The organism is Carnobacterium jeotgali MS3 (assembly GCF_000745125.1).
Taxonomy (GTDB): domain Bacteria; phylum Bacillota; class Bacilli; order Lactobacillales; family Carnobacteriaceae; genus Carnobacterium_B; species Carnobacterium_B jeotgali.
This window is the reverse complement of sequence record NZ_JQNF01000010.1, coordinates 782,627-798,205: the sequence shown is the minus strand read 5'-3', so window position 1 is coordinate 798,205 and position 15,579 is coordinate 782,627. Positions and strand designations below refer to the sequence as shown.

Here is a 15,579-nt window from a genome sequence, read left to right as displayed (position 1 = left end):
ATTCGTTTTATAAGATTTTAAGCAACTTCAGATCCATTTGGAGCTTCTGTTGGCGCTTCAATGATTTGCAATTTACCATCTTTTTCAGCTGATAAGATCATTCCTTGACTAATTTCTCCACGCATTTTACGTGGTTTCAAGTTCGCAACAATCACAACTTTTTTTCCGATTAAAGCTTCTGGATTTGGATACCATTCTGCAATACCGGAAAGAATTTGGCGATGACCTTCATCTCCTGCATCTAAACGGAATTTCAAAAGTTTATCTGCTCCTTCGACTTTTTGACAGTCTATTACTTCAGCAACTTTCAATTCAACTTTATCAAAATCTTCATATTTGATTTGTTTTTCTTTTGTTGAAACTAAAGTTGTCTCTGAAGGATCCCACTCGGCTTCCACTTCAGTAAACTCTTCTGTTGAATTGCCAGAAACATTTGCCATTTGCTCTTTGATATAAGCAACTTCTGCATCTATATCTAAACGTGGAAATATAGGTGTCCCTTTTTTGATTACCGTAGTATTTGTAGGGAAGGAACCAAACTGGATAGTTGACCAGTCACCAGCAAATTCTCCTTCAACTCCTAATTGAGCAAAAACCTCTTTAGGGGCGTGAGTTAAGAACGGTTGCAATAAAATAGCCGAAATACGAAGCGTTTCTGCTAAATGAACCATCACACTAGCCAACTCGTTTTTTTGATCTTCTTCTTTTGCTAATTTCCATGGAGCTGTTTCATCAATGTATTTATTGGCACGCGAAATCAATACCCAAACATGGCTTAGCGCACTACTAAATTGCATATTTTCCATTTCTTCTTGGTAATTTGTACAAACTTTTTCTGCTGTTTCTTTTAGAACCGCATCAAATTCCGTAACATTACCAGTATAGTCTGGAACTTTTCCATCAAAGTATTTATTGATCATCGCAATGGTACGATTCAACAAGTTTCCTAAATCATTTGCTAAGTCGTAATTCACACGAGACACAAAGTCTTCCGGAGTAAACACTCCATCGCTACCAAAAGTCACTTCACGCATCAAGTAATAACGTAAAGCATCTAACCCATATTGCTCTACTAGCATTTCTGGATAGACAACATTTCCTTTGGATTTAGACATTTTACCTTCTTTCATCAATAACCAGCCGTGGCCAAATATTTTTTTAGGCAATGGCAAATCTAATGCCATTAACATAATCGGCCAATAAATTGTATGGAAACGAACGATTTCTTTTCCTACCATATGCACATCTGCTGGCCAGAATTTATCAAATAATGATGTATCATCTGTTCCATAACCCAATGCCGTAATGTAATTTGCCAACGCATCAATCCACACATAAATAACGTGTTTCGGATTGCTAGGTACTTTAACTCCCCAAGTAAATGTTGTACGTGAGACAGCTAGATCTTCTAAACCTGGTTTGATAAAGTTATTGATCATTTCGTTTTTACGCGATTCCGGCTGAATAAAATCTGGATGTTCATTATAATAAGCCAATAAACGATCTGCATATTTGCTCATTCTAAAGAAATAAGACTCTTCTTTAATCAGCTCGACTGGATGTCCACTATCTGGTGACTTTCCACCGACAATCTTGCCTTCAGCATCTCGTTCAACATCAACTAACTGTGTTTCGGTATAGAACGTTTCATCTGGAACAGAATACCAACCTTCATATTCATCGAGGTAAATATCGCCTTGCGCTAAAAAGCGTTCAAAAATATCTGCTACAACTTTCTCATGTATAGGGTCAGTCGTACGAATAAACTTATCATTACTGATTTCCAGTAACTCCCACAAATTTTGCATGCCTTCAGCCATTTCGTCCACATATTCTTGCGGCGTAATGTTTAATTCTTGTGCTTTGTTTTCAATTTTTTGACCATGTTCATCACTACCTGTCAAATAGAAAACGTCAAAGTCTTGCATTCTTTTATACCGTGCCATAACGTCACACGCAATCGTTGAATAGGCATTTCCAATATGCAATTTTCCGCTTGGGTAATAAATAGGTGTTGTAATATAAAATGTTTTTTTCTCAGTCACTTTAGGTGCCTCCTTAGTAGGTTTAGCTACTCTATTCTAACCCTCTATCAAACAATCTTTTAGAAAAGAAGGTGCGTTTAGGCAACAAATGAGTAGGGTGCTTTTTTATTTAAGTTGATTTTCCTCAAAAGCTTTCTGAAATAGTATACCACAGAAAACGACCAGAAATAGGAAAATCCGAACGAATTATCACTTCTTAAACAAACTTTCACCTACTATCTTTAAGACTTCTTAAGGCAATAAATTCATTTTTTGCAAACCTTTTAAAATACCGTTGTTCTCTGGAGAAGCTGTAATTGCATCTGCGATTTGTTTCAATTCACTGCGACCGTTTTCCATAGCAACACCCATACCAACTGCTTGCAACATTTCGATGTCATTCAATCCATCTCCAAATGCAGCCGTTTCGCTAACCTCGATTCCCATATGATCAATCAACTTTTGGATTCCCACTGCTTTAGACATTCCTTTCGAGATTACATCTACTGAATAAGGATTCCATCTTGTGAAATGGCAATCTGGGAAAGCTTCTTGATAAAAATCATCGTATTCTTCTGTTGTATGAATAATACATTGATAAATAACACGGTTTTCATAGTAATGCGGCAAAACTGGCTTTACTTTTTTAGAAGAACCAATATAACGTGTAACCAATTTCATCACTTTTTTGGGAGGAGCTATCGGAACTCGTTGAATCATTTTCTTTAATAGACCTTTTTGTCCAAATGTAACTAGCGACGTACCTAATATCTCATCACTCCCACAAAATGCAATTCGTTGCTTATTTGTTTCCGCGGCGAGCGCCAACCGTTTAACAGAATCTACTGATAATGGATTTTGATGGATAACTTCTCCTTCATATACTACATATTGTCCATTTAACGTAATATGTGTTTGAATATCTAACTCTTTCAAAATTTCATCAATTCTAAAAGGTGCCCTTCCCGTTGCAATGACCGGTGTAATACCCTTCTTTTTTAAATCTTGAATAGCTTTTCTAGCAGAATTCGGAATTTTTTTTCTCTCTGTCAATAGCGTTCCATCAATATCAAAAAATACAAGTTTATACATCTCAATGGCTCCCTTTAATTTTTTTTACTCAAATTACTATTTTATTTTATTGCTGCAGATATTAGTGAAATAAATTGTTTCGCGTGAAACAATTCAAATGTTATTTATTTCGTTTTACTCTCTTAAAGGCCCAAATTTAATTGCAGCCTTTCACTTTCCTTAATAATAACGGTTGCGATACAATAAGGCTAGTTATTCACTACTCAAGAAAGAAGGAATCCTCATGATTTCTATCGGTTTAACCGGTTGGTCTGATCACGACTTATTGACCATCCACGCTTCTAAACGATTGGAAGACTATAGTTCGCACTTTCCATTTGTAGAATTAGATACTAGCTTTTATGCTATTCCTCCTAATAAAAACATTTTGACTTGGATGGAAAAAACACCTGATACTTTTCAATTTATCCCAAAGGCTTTTCAAGCAATGACTCTGCACAAAGATTGGTTGAAATTTTTTCCAACTGAAGAGCACATGTTTGAACATTATATTGCTGTTTTCGAACCAATGATTACAGCCAATCGAATCAAGGCTTTTTTATTTCAATTTCCGCCTTATTTTGATTGTACGAAAGAACATGTTCAGTATTTAAGAAAAATCCGCCTATTTATGGGAGAATTGCCCGTTGCTATTGAATTCCGTCATTCTAGTTGGTTTAGTGAGACAAATAAAGAAAATACACTTCTCTTTTTAACAGAAGAAAAGTTCATTCATACTGTTGTTGACCAACCTCAAACTCCTGGAAACAGTGTTCCTTTAGTTAACAAAGGAACACATGCAGCATTAACGCTCGTTCGCCTGCATGGTCGGAATTATGAAGGTTGGTTAGATGCTAGCGGACCTGATTGGCGCAAAAAAAGAACCCTATACGATTACACTTCAGACGAGTTAGATGAATTCGCAGCACTTATTCGCCAATTAGAAAAAGATTCAAAAGAAGTCGCAGTTATTTTTAACAATAATTCTGGTGGACACGCCGCAAAAAATGCAAAACAATTGCAAAAAAAATTGCAGCTTACTTTCGAAAATCTTGCTCCGCAACAGACCGATTTAGATTTATTTGGAGAGGGTTTTTAAAATTATTCCAACTAAATAAAAAACAATAGAGTCTACTCTTAGTGAGTAAACTCTATTGTTTTTTATGAAATAGCCAGGACACTTCTATAAATTCTTACAAAATAGACGGAATTGCTTTTAATAAATCTGAGATCGTCTTAAGCCTTAACAATATAAGCGCTAGCCTTGCTATAAGCAATCAAATCAATTTATCTTCGCTTATATTGACCATTACACATTACCAGAATTTTTTTTATGCCAATTTCTGACTAAAACAGATAAAGTAAAACAAATTATGAAATAAACCACTGCTAAGAAACCATAAATTAAAAAGACTTCTGAAGTTTTTGTGACTTTCCCTAAAATAACTTGTCCGCTTCGCGTAAATTCCATTATTCCTAAACCAGCAAGAAAAGATGTATCTTTAATAGTTGTAATGACTTGTGACAATAAAGAAGGAATTATTTTTTTGAACGTTTGCGGCAAAATAATGTACAGTAAGGTTTGAAAAAAAGAAAAACCTTGAGAATGAGCTGCTTCGAATTGTCCTTTGGGTATAGCATTTAAGCCTCCACGTACAATTTCTGCTACTACGGCTGCTGTATATAAAAATAAAGCTAGTGAGCCTTTTACTAAAATCGTACTTCCCGGAATCAGAAATGCACAACCTAGCATCCATAAAAGTAAGGGCGTATTGCGAAACAATTCAATATAAAAACTAGCTAATTTGCCAAAAACTTTCTTTTCGTAATTTCTAACCAATCCTAAAAGGGTTCCTAATAGTATTGAAAGAATGATCACGCATAAAGAAATTACTAAACTAGTCCTTAATCCATTTAATAAAAACAACAGGTTTGGCTGCGTAAAAACGGTTTGTATGGATTCTATCATTCCATCACCTCCGGAATATCCACTACCATAGCATCATTCTTCTTTAATTTTTCTTCATATTTTCTTGAGAATGTAGCCAATGGGAAACACAAAATGAAGTAAAGCAATCCCGCAACCACATAAGATGTTCCATAATTCAAACTAGATGAAGCATAAGAATCAGCTGCATACATTAAGTCTGCTCCAGCAATAATTGCTAGTACGGATGTGTTCTTGATTAAGTTTACCGCTTGATTCGTCAACGGCGGCAAAATACTCTTTACCATTTGCGGCAATATGACGTAGCGCATGGTCTGAGTGTAATTAAAACCTTGCGAGTATGCGGCTTCTTGCTGGCCTTTTGGAATAGATAGTATGCCTGCACGCACCACTTCTCCAATATAAGCTCCATGATACAATCCAACACCTATTACCCCAATCATAAACTCGCTCAACACCAAACCAGCCATTGCCAATCCGTTATACATAAAGAAAATCTGGATAACTAGTGGGATATTTTGGAAAATCTCCACATATACTCTTGCTATTGAACGTAAAATCACATTTTGTGCAGTGGACAAGATGCCTATAATGACGCCAATCACCAATGACAGTGCTAATGCTAAAATAGCTACTTGGAGTGTTCTTAAAAATCCAGAACCAAAGTGATCAAAATTTTGAAAAAGATCCTCCCATCTCCAAAGAGCAAATGGATTCGTACTTTTCATTATTCACTCAATCCCCACTCTGAAACCAATCCATCAAGAGTGCCATCTTCTCCCCATGTTGTGATTAAATCATTTGTGTAGTCTGCTAATTCCGTGTTCGTTTTCTTCGTTGCAATTCCATAATCTTGCGTCGCAAAACGATCTGATAAAATCTCAGTTGAGTCATCTAAGTATCCAGCTAAAATAGATCTGTCTACACTAAATGCATCTACACGCCCTGAATCCAAAGCTGCTTTGATTTCAGGATAAGTTGCGTATTCTGAAAAATCGATTGCGATATCGTATTTTTCAGCTTCTGCTTCAATAGCTTCTGCTGTGGTAGAACTTTGTGATACACCAATAGTTGCTCCATCCATATCTTTTAATCCTTCATAATTTTTATCTTTCTTCACTAATAGACCAACTGCATCTTCATAATACGCATCCGTGAAGTTATAGGTCTCTTTACGCTCTTCTGTTACCGTAAAAGTAGCAATAATCATATCTACTTCGCCGTTGTCTAGTAACGGACCGCGCGTTTTAGCTGTAACGGGTGTCAATTCAATAGCATCTGGATCACCTAATATCTCTTCCGCTAACTTTTTAGCAATATCGATTTCAAATCCTTCTATTTCACCTGTATCCGTATTTTTCAAGCCAAAATTTGGAACATCTTCTTTGACACCAACTTTTAATACTCCTGCTTCTTTGATTGATTCAACCGTTACTTGATCTGAATTATTTGTAGTTCCTGCTTTTGTTGCATCATCATCTGAGGAACAAGCTCCTAAAAATAACACACTAGACAAAACCACTGTCGCTAATAAATTTCTCTTTTTCATTTCTTTTCCTCCTAAGTAAATTCCATTTTTTTATCTTAAAATTTTGCTTAAAAATTCTTTAGTTCGTTCATGAGTGGGATTTTCAAAGAAATGTTCTGGTGGCCCCACTTCAAGAATGGCCCCGTCGTCCATGAAAATCACACGATCCGCTACTTGTTTAGCAAAACCCATTTCATGTGTCACAACAACCATTGTGATATTCATACTAGATAACTTAATCATGACGTCCAACACTTCTTGAACTGTCTCAGGGTCTAAAGCAGAAGTGGGCTCGTCAAATAAAATTATTTTTTTTTCAGAACAAAGAGATCTCGCAATAGCGACTCTTTGTTGTTGTCCTCCAGAGAGCGTTGAAGGATACGCTGTTGCTTTTTCTCGTAACCCTACGATATCTAAATACCGATAAGCAATTTCTTCTGCTTCTTTTTTTGATTTGTTTTGTAATTTCATCGGTCCAATTGTTAGGTTTCCTAACACTGTCATATGCGGATAGAGGTTAAACTGTTGAAAAACCATTGCAGAAGAATTTCGCACCATTTCTAATTTATTTTTTGCTGTTAGTTGGTTTCCTTCTATATAAACTTCTCCCGATGTTGGTTCTTCAAGAAAATTCATACATCTGACTGTTGTACTTTTCCCAGAACCAGAAGGTCCTATGATAACAAGCTTTTCCCCCTCTGCCACCTCTAAATTAATATCTTTTAATACATGGTGGTCGCCGAAATATTTATTTACATTCTGTAACTTAATCAACTTTTCCTCATCTCCTTTGCAAAAACATTTTAGTCATTAGGTTAGATTTTTTAGACAGGTGAGGTTTTCTTCCTGCTTAAAATAATAGTATAGATACTCGTTTATGAGAAATCAATTAACATATATCTTTTTCATGTGATATATCCTCACACGATTTTAGTAGAAATAAACACAAAACACAACAAAAACCCTTCATTTGATTGATTTTCAAAAGATTAAAAAACTATCATCTTTCTCATTTATTTATTAAAATAAACAAAAACCTCAAACCAATGAATGATTAAACTCATCGGTTTGAGGTTTTAACTATTTTTATACTTATCTAAAAATACTAGTTTTTCTAATGGTTAGTTTAGTAGTTCCTTTGCTAATAAACGATAAACAGCTAAACGTTTTTCTTGTGAATGAGGAATACTGCAAATCATAGCTTCGTCAAACCCAAATTGTGCTTGATCTTCCAATAACTTTTCAGCAATTTCTTTTGGAGGACCAACTAGATGCAATTTGCGTCCTTGTTGAATCGTCAATTTATCAATTTCAGTCAGTGGGTAATTTTGCGCTTCTTCAGGCGTCATTAATTGTCCCATACGGCCTTTCCCCATTAATAAACGGGCGATATCTTGCGGCTTAGCTTCATATTCAGCTTCATCTCTTGTCTCAGCCGTTGTGACCAAGTAAGCAACATTGATAGTCGATTTTTCCATAAAGGCAGATGGTTGAAAATTGACTCTATATTCATCAAAAATATCTTTTGTCATTCCACCCATAAAGAATTGAGCAAATGAATACCCTACTCCCATTTGAGCTGCTTTTCGTGCACTACTTCCACTTGATCCTAACAACCAAGATTCAGGCAATTGGATATGCGAAGGAGTAGCAATTGTTCGATTATACAATCGATCTTCAGGTACTTCATCATTGATTAATTTTAATGCTGTATCAAATTTTTCATACATATTATCCAACATCGGCTGACGACCTTCTGATAAAGCGTAAATCGAATTATTGTCGCCACCTGGAGCACGGCCTACCCCAAAATCAATTCTTCCTGGTGCAAAAGCACTTAACGTTTTAAACACCTCAGCTAATTTCAATGGCGAATAATGCATCATCATAATGCCACCCGTACCGATTCGAATATTTTTTGTTTTTGCTGCTAAATGTGCTGCGGTGATCTCAGGAGCCGAACTTGCATAACCATTTGTTCCATGGTGTTCTGCCATCCACATACGTGTATACCCTAATTCATCTGCTAAAATAGCCAATTCTTCTGCTTTCAATAATGCTTCTGCAGCCGTATTTCCACTTGTTATCGGTGCTTGATCTAAGACACTTAATCTCACTATTTTTCCATCTCCTCATTATGCAATACGTGCTATCCTGTATTGTCGTTTCTTATATCCCGTTTCTGTCTCTAGTATAAAGAAATACATAGATGATTTCTATTTTGTGGTTCTTAGTTGATGTTATTTATTTTTTTAATACGCGCATAGCATTTAGGACGGCGATAACCGTTACACCAACATCTGCAAAAACGGCTTCCCACATTGTTGCAATACCCACTGCACCTAGAATTAAGAAAAAGCCCTTTACTGCAAGTGCTAGAATGATATTTTGCCATACAATTCTTCTAGTATCTTTTGCGACTTGCATAACTGTTCCAATTTTAGATGGTTTATCGTCCATTATAACGATATCTGCCGCTTCAATTGCTGCGTCTGAACCTAATCCTCCCATTGCAATTCCTATATCTGAACGTGCTAATACTGGAGTATCATTGATTCCATCACCGACAAAAGCGACTTTTTCTTTTGGTCCTTTACGCGCCATAATTTCTTCCATTTTCTCTACTTTGTCTTGAGGCAGAAGCTCTGCGTAGAACTCGTCAATACCTAACTTCTTAGCCACGGCTTCTCCCACGGCTTTCGAGTCTCCGGTTAGCATAATAACGTGCTCTACACCTTTCTCTTTCATTAACGCTATTCCTGCTGCAGCGTCTTCCTTAATTGCGTCTGCAATCAAAATATGACCAACATACTTTTTAGCAACAGCTAGGTAAATAATGGTTCCAATTTCTTTTGAATCCCTAAATGAAATATTGAACTCTTGCATCAATTTCGCATTTCCTGCTAATACTTCTTTCCCATCAACTTTCACTTGAATACCATGACCAGAAATATCATTGTATTCCGTAATGCGGTTCTCATCAATTTTCTCTTCATATTTTTCTTTAATCGATTCAGCAATTGGATGTGAAGAATGAGTCTCAGCGTATGCGGCCAACTCTAACAACTGGTGTTTATTCCATCCATTTTCAGGTTGAATATCCGTGATTTCAAATTTACCCTTTGTCAACGTTCCAGTCTTATCCATAATAACGTATTTAATATCGTTCAATCCTTCTAAGAAGTTACTACCTTTCACCAAAATCCCTTTTTGTGAAGCTGATCCAATCCCACCAAAAAAACCAACAGGAATCGATACAACCAATGCACACGGACAAGAAATAACCAGGAAGATGCTTGCTCGATAGATCCATTCATTAAATGTAGCTCCTGGAAAAACTAATGGCGGAATAATCGCTAGGATTAAAGCCATAATAACAACAGCTGGCGTATAGTAACGCGCGAACTTCGTAATAAAGTTTTCTGTAGGTGCCTTTCGACTGCTTGCATTTTCTACTAAATCAAGGATTTTTGTAACCGTTGATTCAGAAAAAAGCTTCTCAACTTCCACTTCAATTAGACCATTTTTATTGATAAATCCACTCAAAACACTGTCTTTTACTGCCACACTTCTAGGAACCGATTCACCAGTTAAGGCTGAAGTATCCATTGAAGTCGTTCCAGTAACAATCTTCCCATCTAAAGGAACTTTTTCCCCTGGCCGTATGACAATCGTATCGCCAACTCTAATCGTATCTGGCGCAACACTCTTTGTGTTGCCATCTGCTAGCTTTAGATTCGCATAATCGGGTCTTATATCCATCAAATCAGCAATCGACCTTCGGGATCTATTGACCGCAACACCTTGAAAAATTTCTCCTACTTGATAAAATAGCATAACAGCTACCGCTTCTGGATATTCCTGAATATAAAAAGCACTTATCGTAGCGATAGTCATCAAAAAGTTTTCATCAAATAGTTGGCCATTAAACATATTTTTGATGGCTCTCCAGACTACATCGTATCCTGCTACAAGATAGGCAACTACAAACAATCCTAAGGATAACAGTTCATTCATAGGAACAAAATTTGCCACTAATAACAACACCAAAGAAATGACTAACCGACTAGTGGTCTTCTTCACATTGCTTTCTACATGGCTATGTTCGTGTGGATGATGCGGTTCTTCTAGCTGGCTTGTTTCTTTATTTTCAGCCGTTGGCAGGCCATTCTTTCCAATCGGAAGCTTATCTGATTTAGAAAGCAATGTTACATCAGGTTCCAGTTTGTTTATTTTTAATTTGATGATAGGTAGAATGTTTTTCTCTTTTTGTTTGTCAACATCAAAACTAAGAGTCTTTGTCATATAATTAGCGTTACTGTTTGTGACGCCCGCAATTTTTGATACACCATTTTCAATTTTACTCGCACAATTTGCACAATCTATCCCTTCAAGTATCCACTCATGGCGTTTCTTTTCTTCAGACATAAAAATTCCTCCTGTACAAATTTCTAAATCGTAATAACTCTGTTTTATATATGATTTTTTTTTCATGTGTCTCAAAAAAAGTATACCACGAATACGAATAAAGTCAACAAATTCAAGCTTTATTATTGTTACTTTTCTCCTCTTGCTTTTAAAAAAAAGCGTGCTATTCTTAACACATGAATCTTACTTAATGTATCCAAGGAGGTTAACCATGACAACTAAAGAACCATCTATCTTAGATCAAGAAACGCTTACTTCCGTTAGCAAGATATTCAAACTTTTACAAAATGAAGCTAGACTTTCTATTATTTATTTATTAAAAGACCAAGAATTAAGTGTGGGTGAAATTACTGATTTAATAAATATGGAACAGTCAGCTGTTTCTCATAAGTTAATCGCACTAAAAAAAGCTCACTTAGTTAAAACCAGAAGAGAGGGGAAAACGATTTTTTATAGTTTAGATGACGATCATGTTTTCAATATCTTGGAACAAGTTATCACCCATAGCAAAGAATCCAACTAACTTTGCAGCCTTTTAGTTGAGGCTTTGCTTAAAGAGAAAGACCACCATGAAATGTATTAGGTGGTCTTTCTCTTTAATTATTTAAATAACAATACACTAAAGAAATCAAAAAATTACATCAGAATTTCCGATATTTCCTTTAAATATTCCATCCCTAACTATACAGTTAAACTCCTTTCCTCAAATACTTCTTTTCCAATAATTTATGTGGGTGTTAATCCTACTTTTGTATAGCGTTCTTTATCAAATAAAGCTTGTCCTTTCGTTAACGTCCTCATTCATGCTGTGATAAGCAAAATGATAAAACAGTTCCCATAATTCATACCAAATACGAGGATTTTTGCCAGTTAGTTCTTCAATTTTTTGAATTCTATAATTTAATGTGTTTCTATGAATATGAAGTTTTAGCGAAGTGTCATTGATACTTTTATTATTCCTCGCAAAACTGATTAGTGTTTCTGCGTATTCTGGTGCCACTTCCTTTATCTTCTTCAACAGTTTCTGATTAGGGGGAAGAGAAAATGAAAATAAATTAGCTAAATAGCAGCTCTCTGTTTTATTTATTCCTTCTTTCTTTGTGTTTAAAAAAGATAGCAAAGCATATGTCTGTTTGATATCTTGAAGAATTTGATCAATGTTTTTTTCACTAGAGCTGATGATAATAAATTCATTAGTAGCTGTTTCTAATGAATCAACAGTCTCCATAAAAATAATAGAACCTTCAGACCATTCAAATAGTTCTTTCTTAGACGCAATTGCTCTCAGTATTTCCTTCCTTTCAGCAAAGACACCATAATAGGGCTGCCCTAATTCTAACTCGTATTTTTCACTAGCTTCTTTTTTCAGCAGTTCCGTGTACATGCCATCTGATAGACGGACTTGTTTCAAAAATTCATTCTTAGCTACTCTGTTCTCTTCTTTTTGTTTATAAATATTTAATTCTTCAATCAAAAGCAACGCGACTGTTTTAACAATTTTTGTGAATGGACGAACTTCATTAGGATCACCTGTAATTCCAACTACTCCAATAATAGTGTCTTCATATATTATTGGCTCGTTTGTCCCTTTTTTCTCTAAATGCGTATCTTGATAAACCTCTATAATCTTCTTTTCTTTAATTGCACGTTCAGCTGCTCTATGCGAAGTTCCAATACGATTACTGTCGCCACTTGCAATAATAATACCTAAGTCATTCATAATATTGATATTGTAAGGAATATCTTCCATAAGTTTACTGACGATTAGACTAGCCTGAATATTCGTTAACACGTTACTTCTGCCACCTTTTCTATACAAAAAACAGTTTAGAATGATACATCCTAAACTGTTTTTTCTTAGCTTCTAAGTTAAAGTATCTTCTTATAAACTTAAAATATCAAGTATATCTCCTAAAATAGATGAGGCTTATTTCTGTTCATTGGTTAAGGATAAGATTCGAGCAATGTTTTCACAGGTTCGTTCTAGATTTAATGCACCACTTTTCAAAGCTTCGTCAATCGATTCGGCCTTTGAAAGAATCCCAAAAATAGCCGTCATCCCTTCGTCATATAGCACACCAACATCTTTTCCAATGTAACCAGCACAAGCAAAGACGGGTTTTTGATAGTGTTTTGCAACTTTTGCGACCCCATATGGCGCTTTTCCGAACTTAGTTTGAAAATCCATGCCACCTTCGCCAGTAAAAATAAAATCAGCTTCAGCAATTTGTTCCTCTAGTTGATTGATCTCAATAACAATGTCAATTCCAGGTCTTAGTGTTGCATTTGTAAAAGCTAGTAAACCAGCGCCTAGTCCACCTGCTGCCCCAGCTCCAGGTAGATGTTCAATAGATTTTTTTACATCTTTTTGAATAATGTGCGCATAATGTTTTAAATTAGAGTCTAATTGTTGCACCATTTCTGGTGTAGCTCCCTTTTGAGGACCAAATACATGAGCAGCCCCATGCTCTCCAGTCAATGGATTTGTAACATCACTGGCAACTTCAATTTCGATTTCTTTTATTCGAGGATCTAATTCAGCAGTATCGATTGATACTAATTGATTTAAAGCTCCTCCTCCTTGAGGAAGCGATTGTCCATTTTCGTCTAAAAACTTCACACCCAATGCTTCGGCCATTCCAGCTCCACCATCATTCGTTACGCTACCGCCAATTCCGATAATAATTTTTTCTACACCGTGATCCAGAGCCGCTTTGATCAATTCTCCTGTGCCATATGTAGAAGTAATCAATGGGTTTCGACGCTCTTTTGGCAACAATTCAATCCCATTTGCTTTTGCCATTTCAATGACTGCTGTTTTATTGTCACCTAAAACACCAAAATAGGCCGTTACTTTTTCTTCAGGAATCGGACCGGACACTTCAACATTGATTCGTCTTCCTTCTGTTGCATCTACTAACGAATCAACCGTTCCTTCGCCTCCATCAGCCATTGGAACAAGACTGATTTCTGCATCCTTGAATACTTTTCTGATCCCTCTAGCCATTGCTTCACAGGCTTCTTTTGCACTCATACTTTCCTTAAACGAATCTGGTGCAACAACAAATCTTTTTACCATTATATTTGCCTCTTTTCCATTAATTAGTTCAGAATAAATCCATATAAAATAGTTGCAACTACAGTCATTGACCCACCTACACACATCTCGTAGGGAATAACCTTCAATCTTTCTTTTATCGTCATGTTCATACTATTTGCACTAATATGGAAATAATTCCCTTGTGGAACACTATCAATAACGGTTGCTCCTGTATGAACCATTACAGATGCTGCTAAAGAAGAAGTTCCTGTATCTAGAATGGCTTGTCCAAATGATCCAGTAGCCAATATAACAGCAGTAGACGTTGATCCTACAGCTAATCCCATCAAGATACCTGAGATTGGTGCTAAGAATGTGCCAGAAATACCTATTGTATGAATTAATTTTACAACTTGAACAGATAAATCAGAAGCAGATATCAATCCTGCAATTGCACCGGCTCCTATCAAAATAAGTACCGTATCTGTGACTCGTCTAATTCCTGAAGAAGCGTATTCACTAATTTTATTCGCATGTCCCATTGCGAGCGTTCCTATGATTGAAGCAAAAGGTAGAATATATAATGCATCAATTTTTAAATTTGTGAGGACCTCTATTTTTAATAGGGTCCCAATTGGGTTAACCAATAAAAGAACAATTGAAAGCATCGGCGCAATCAGCGCCTTTCCCAATGGCATTAATTCTTTTACTTCTTTCTTAAGGATATCCCTATCTCTTACCATTTCACCTTTATTTTTAATTAAATTCGCTACAATAACAGCTGTTGCAAGTCCGAACAAAGCTGGAATAAAACCTGCTAACATCACACTGCTCAAATTTAAGCCAAAACCATCAGCTGCTGCAATCGTATTTGGATTAGGCGAAATAATATTTCCTGCTTTCCCTCCACCTGATAAAGCTGTTAATAATGCAATTTTACTAATTCCTGTTTGTTTTCCAACGGATAATGCAATTGGAGCAACAATTAGGACTGCTACCGGAATAAATACTCCTACAGCCGTTATGATCATTGTCGAAAGAGCCAATGATAAGATGGCTTTCTTATCTCCAAGTTTCGTTACAATCGCGTTCGCAATGGATTCTGCTGCTCCAGATTCCATCATTACACCTGCAAGCATTCCTGCAGCAAGAACGCGAATAGCAGTTCCAATAACGCTTTGTGTACCACTGATTAGAATATCAATAGTATCTACTAAGGAAGCTCCACCTACTAAGCAACCAACGATGGCTCCAAAAAATAAAGAATACACTGGATTGAATTTTTTCAATATCAGTACAATTGCAACGATCAATCCAATAATTGCTGCAAACCATGGAATCGCACTATCTAACATCTTTAAACATCTCCCAACTTCATCTGTGTGCGCTTACATTATATTTTTCATTACAAGAAAAAGCCATTGTCAATTTAACAAAATTAATTGTGCAAATGAACAACAAATTTCAAACAACTATCTGTTGTCTTGTATTTACTTATGCATACTAAAAAAGTTAGTTGCAAGTCTGTAATAGCACCTAC

The 15,579-nt window shown here is 36.0% G+C and carries 13 protein-coding genes; 2 read left to right on the top strand and 11 right to left on the bottom strand.

Annotation, left to right across the window (positions count from 1 at the left end; translation table 11 throughout):
• Window positions 1-17: 17 nt before the first annotated feature.
• Entirely contained in the window at window positions 18-2,045 is a 2,028-nt protein-coding gene (gene metG / locus BP18_RS11405) for a methionine--tRNA ligase (RefSeq protein WP_029277047.1), read from the bottom strand.
• Window positions 2,046-2,276: 231 nt separating this feature from the next.
• A complete protein-coding gene (locus BP18_RS11400; protein WP_035050643.1) occupies window positions 2,277-3,116 on the bottom strand; it encodes a Cof-type HAD-IIB family hydrolase in 840 nt (279 codons plus the stop codon).
• A gap of 223 nt (window positions 3,117-3,339) precedes the next feature.
• On the opposite strand from BP18_RS11400, the gene BP18_RS11395 reads away from it, so the two are divergent.
• The gene (locus BP18_RS11395) at window positions 3,340-4,194 is read left to right on the top strand and encodes a DUF72 domain-containing protein (RefSeq protein ID WP_035050642.1); all 855 of its coding nucleotides are present in this window, start codon (window positions 3,340-3,342) and stop codon (window positions 4,192-4,194) included.
• A gap of 210 nt (window positions 4,195-4,404) precedes the next feature.
• On the opposite strand, the gene BP18_RS11390 is transcribed toward BP18_RS11395, so the two are convergent.
• The 6 genes from BP18_RS11390 to BP18_RS11365 all read right to left on the bottom strand — a co-directional run bounded on the left by BP18_RS11390 (window position 4,405) and on the right by BP18_RS11365 (window position 10,999).
• The gene (locus BP18_RS11390) at window positions 4,405-5,064 is read right to left on the bottom strand and encodes an amino acid ABC transporter permease (RefSeq protein ID WP_029277045.1); all 660 of its coding nucleotides are present in this window, start codon (window positions 5,062-5,064) and stop codon (window positions 4,405-4,407) included.
• Window positions 5,061-5,771 carry an amino acid ABC transporter permease gene (locus tag BP18_RS11385; RefSeq protein WP_029277043.1) on the bottom strand — a complete coding sequence of 237 codons (711 nt, stop codon included), beginning with the start codon at window positions 5,769-5,771 and terminating at the stop codon, window positions 5,061-5,063. The genes BP18_RS11390 and BP18_RS11385 overlap by 4 nt, the downstream gene beginning before the upstream one ends.
• The gene (locus tag BP18_RS11380) at window positions 5,771-6,592 is read right to left on the bottom strand and encodes a transporter substrate-binding domain-containing protein (RefSeq protein ID WP_007724260.1); all 822 of its coding nucleotides are present in this window, start codon (window positions 6,590-6,592) and stop codon (window positions 5,771-5,773) included. Before BP18_RS11380 ends, BP18_RS11385 begins: the two co-directional genes overlap by 1 nt.
• A 30-nt stretch (window positions 6,593-6,622) precedes the next feature.
• Window positions 6,623-7,345: an amino acid ABC transporter ATP-binding protein gene (locus BP18_RS11375; RefSeq protein WP_007724257.1), complete on the bottom strand. Its 723-nt coding sequence runs from the start codon at window positions 7,343-7,345 to the stop codon at window positions 6,623-6,625.
• A gap of 347 nt (window positions 7,346-7,692) precedes the next feature.
• Complete coding sequence (locus tag BP18_RS11370; protein WP_007724255.1) at window positions 7,693-8,688, bottom strand: MsnO8 family LLM class oxidoreductase; 996 nt, start codon at window positions 8,686-8,688, stop codon at window positions 7,693-7,695.
• Window positions 8,689-8,815: 127 nt separating this feature from the next.
• Window positions 8,816-10,999, bottom strand: coding sequence for a heavy metal translocating P-type ATPase (locus BP18_RS11365; RefSeq protein ID WP_029277041.1), 2,184 nt, complete (start codon window positions 10,997-10,999; stop codon window positions 8,816-8,818).
• 211 nt (window positions 11,000-11,210) lie between these two features.
• Between BP18_RS11365 and BP18_RS11360 the strand changes: the two genes are divergently transcribed.
• Entirely contained in the window at window positions 11,211-11,522 is a 312-nt protein-coding gene (locus BP18_RS11360; protein ID WP_029277039.1) for an ArsR/SmtB family transcription factor, read from the top strand.
• Between the two features lie 243 nt (window positions 11,523-11,765).
• Here BP18_RS11360 and BP18_RS11355 read toward each other — a convergent pair whose 3' ends face one another.
• From BP18_RS11355 to BP18_RS11345, 3 genes are all read right to left on the bottom strand, one after another.
• Entirely contained in the window at window positions 11,766-12,791 is a 1,026-nt protein-coding gene (locus tag BP18_RS11355) for a CdaR family transcriptional regulator (RefSeq protein ID WP_051669230.1), read from the bottom strand.
• Between the two features lie 135 nt (window positions 12,792-12,926).
• Window positions 12,927-14,078: a glycerate kinase family protein gene (locus BP18_RS11350; protein ID WP_029277035.1), complete on the bottom strand. Its 1,152-nt coding sequence runs from the start codon at window positions 14,076-14,078 to the stop codon at window positions 12,927-12,929.
• Between the two features lie 23 nt (window positions 14,079-14,101).
• Window positions 14,102-15,394: a GntP family permease gene (locus BP18_RS11345; RefSeq protein WP_029277033.1), complete on the bottom strand. Its 1,293-nt coding sequence runs from the start codon at window positions 15,392-15,394 to the stop codon at window positions 14,102-14,104.
• Between the last annotated feature and the right edge of the window lie 185 nt (window positions 15,395-15,579).